The organism is Minwuia thermotolerans, assembly GCF_002924445.1.
Lineage (GTDB): Bacteria > Pseudomonadota > Alphaproteobacteria > Minwuiales > Minwuiaceae > Minwuia > Minwuia thermotolerans.
Genome location: NZ_PIGG01000001.1, coordinates 1 through 2,943, shown reverse-complemented (window position 1 = coordinate 2,943; position 2,943 = coordinate 1). Strand labels below are relative to the sequence as shown.

At 65.2% G+C, this 2,943-nt stretch carries 2 protein-coding genes; both read right to left on the bottom strand.

Going from position 1 to position 2,943, the window contains the following annotated elements; genetic code table 11:
• Positions 1 to 549 precede the first annotated feature (549 nt).
• Positions 550 to 789, bottom strand: a complete 240-nt coding sequence (locus CWC60_RS00010) for a hypothetical protein (protein WP_109792010.1) — start codon at positions 787 to 789, stop codon at positions 550 to 552.
• Positions 790 to 1,208: 419 nt separating this feature from the next.
• Positions 1,209 to 2,891 (bottom strand): recombinase family protein, encoded by a 1,683-nt coding sequence (locus tag CWC60_RS00005; protein WP_109792011.1) that lies wholly within the window; start codon positions 2,889 to 2,891, stop codon positions 1,209 to 1,211.
• Positions 2,892 to 2,943: the final 52 nt, after the last annotated feature.

The following is a 2,943-nucleotide window of genomic DNA, read 5'->3' as shown; positions in this document are numbered from 1 at the left end:
CGGTCCCCACCGAAACATCCCCGGATTTTTTTCGAGGTGTGGACAATCAGGAGGTGAAACAGCGCCGGATCCGACTGCAAATTGCTGGCGATTGTCTCGAACCTGGCGAATCGGTGTGTCGAATCGCCATATCTTGTCCAAGCCGAGGCCGGTCGACGCTGGCGGGGTAGGGGGCCGGTCTGAACCCGCACTGTGCTCGACGTCGCATCACGCCTGCTGACGTCGGGGGACTCCACCGCCATCCCATCGGCACGGGCGCCGGGAGTCATCCTCGGCCAGGCGCACCAGACCGACGGTCAGGTCTGCAGCGAGGAAAGACTTCCACCGTCCGCCTCTCGGGGCCGTCCCGGTTCCGTCCCGGAAAACGTCAATTCCGTCCCGTATTCCTCGATCCCTGTCCCGGACAGCCCTGCCGCCGTCCCACTTCCGTCCCGCCATCGCGCGAAGCTGTCCCACTTCAGGCCCCTCCCGTCCCACATTCGTCCCGCTTCGGAGGTCGCCCGTCCCGGTTCCGACCACGTTTGTCCCGCATCCTGAAGCCCATCGGCATCAAACAGAGAACCCGGTGTCGACACCGTCGATTGCCGGGCGCCGGCCCCCGATGGCGCTCGCAGAGAGCCCCGGAATCCGCTCGTGCAGCGCCTTGCGCCCAAGGTCTGTCAAAGCCAGCGCCGCTCTGAAGCGCCCGTGCATGACCTGATCAATGGCGCTGGTCTGAAGCGTGCTGGAACCGGCGTTTGGGGGATTTCCCTGGGGAATACGCTGCTCCTGGCGGGCGGTTCCCTGCATTCGGTGTCGGATTCCCTGCAGATCGATTCCGGTTCCCTGTTCCGGGACTTGTATTCCCTGTTCCAAGTCACAGGGAAATCGCCCGAAAAGGAACCGGATTTCAGGGGGTTACGGCAACCGGAATCACCCCGCCGGGGCCGAAAAAGACGGAAATTCCCTGTTCTTCCCTGTAAACAGGGTAGCGATGCTCGAGAGCCGTACCGTGGAGACTGCCGACGCCACCACCCCGTCTCCCGCGAACCTATGTCCACACTGCGTCCCGGCGGAGACCCGCGGTTTGCCCGGCTTTGCGGGGCTCGCGGCGCTGAAGAGCGTCCCGGGAGACGCCAAAGGGGAGACGAATCCTGGCCGAATGCGGCCGCGTCTCTTTTGGCCGATTTCAGGGTCCCCACCATCATTTGCGGAGCAGAGCCGACCTCTCAGGCCTCAAAGCCGAGGGCGTGGCGCTGTGCCTTCCAGTCGAGCGGCAACTCGCTTGTCCGCTTGAGCTTCTTGGCCGTCAGCCCAACCGGCTGCCTTCCGTCGAGTATGGCCTCGACGATGTCCGGCGCCAGGTAGGCGAGGTTCAGGGTTCGACCGATGTCGCTGCGGTCGACCCGTTCACATCGAGCCAGTTCCTGCAGCGAGCCGACCTCGCCCTCGGCCAGCATCCGGTCCCACCGATGCGCGTCCGTGATGAGGCGGATGAGGTTAGCGTCGGGTTCGCCGATCTGCAGTTCCCCGCTGGCGAGGATAATGCGGCTACCGTTGGCGCGGCGTGAAATCTTCACCGGCAGTTCCACGGCCAGAATGGCATCTTCATCTTTGTCACCTGCCGACATGTCGTGGCCGACATTCATGTCCCCAACGCCGATGGCAGACGGCCGGAGGTGAACCACGATGCAGCTATCTCTGAGGTCGATCCGGTTGAGCAGGGCGTCGAGCATTCGACGCCGGGGGGTGCCTTCGTCGCCGGCAAGGGTGTTGGCGACGTCACTGGCTGCATCGAGCAGTCCGGTGATTGCCGCATCTTCGCCGCGCCCATCGGTCATCAGGTCGATCACCCGCAGGGGGTCGCGCAGCAGCGCCACGATCTGGTCGACGACGAGCTTGTCCAGGGTGGGGGCGGGGAGCCGCCAGCCGCTGCTGCTGGCGGCCTTGCGCGTCACGAGATGTTTCGAGGTGTAGTAAGAATAGCGCCGGCCCCGCTTTTGGGCCTGGGTGGCATAGAGCGGCTCGCCGGCCTCATCGAACAGCCGGCCCTTGAGCAGATGAGATGGTGACGGGGTGTTGACCTGGGCCCGGCGACGCTTCGCACGGCCGTCGAGCTTCTGCTGGACCGCCTCCCACGTGGCGACGTCGATGATCGGTTCGTGCTCACCCTCGTAGGTCTGGCCGCGATGCTTCACGCGTCCGATGTAGATCGGATTGCGCAGCAGCCAGTAGAGATGGCCCCGGCTGAAGTGGATGCCACCTGTCCTGCGGCCCGAGCGGCTGGTCCGGGTGGCAGAGAGGAGGCCTTCCCGGTCGCAGGCGGCCTTCACCTCCCGGACAGAGCCCAACTCGCGATAGAGCCCGAAGATGCGCCGGACCGTTGCCGCGCCGTCCGGGTCGACCACCAGCTTGCGGTCCTCGACCCGGTAGCCGATAGGCACGGCCCCGCCCATCCACATGCCCTTCTTCTTCGACGCGGCGATCTTGTCGCGGATGCGCTCGGCAGTGACCTCCCGCTCGAACTGGGCGAAGGAGAGCAGGACGTTCAGCGTCAGACGTCCCATGGAGGTGGTGGTGTTGAACTGCTGGGTGACCGAGACGAAGGAGACACCCTGGTCCTCGAACAGTTCCACGATCCTGGCGAAGTCGGCGAGCGACCGGGTCAGCCGGTCGACCTTGTAGACCACCACCGTGTCGATGCGGCCGGCCCGAATGTCGTCCAGCAATGCTGCCAGTGCCGGTCGCTCCATCGAACCGCCGGAGAAGCCGCCGTCATCGTAGTGGACGGGCAGTTCCATCCAGCCTTCGTGCTGCTGGCTACGGATGTAGGCGGCACAGGCCTCGCGCTGGGCGTCCAGCGAGTTGAAGGCCTGTTCCAGTCCTTCCTCGCTGGACTTTCGGGTGTAGATGGCGCAGCGGACAGAGCGGCTGCCTCCGACGGTGCGTGACGGGTCGCCCCTG

Bases quoted from the DNA above. Each gene is read 5' to 3' on its own strand.
- CWC60_RS00010 (WP_109792010.1), bottom strand. From the start codon at position 789: ATGCAGGGAACCGCCCGCCAGGAGCAGCGTATTCCCCAGGGAAATCCC.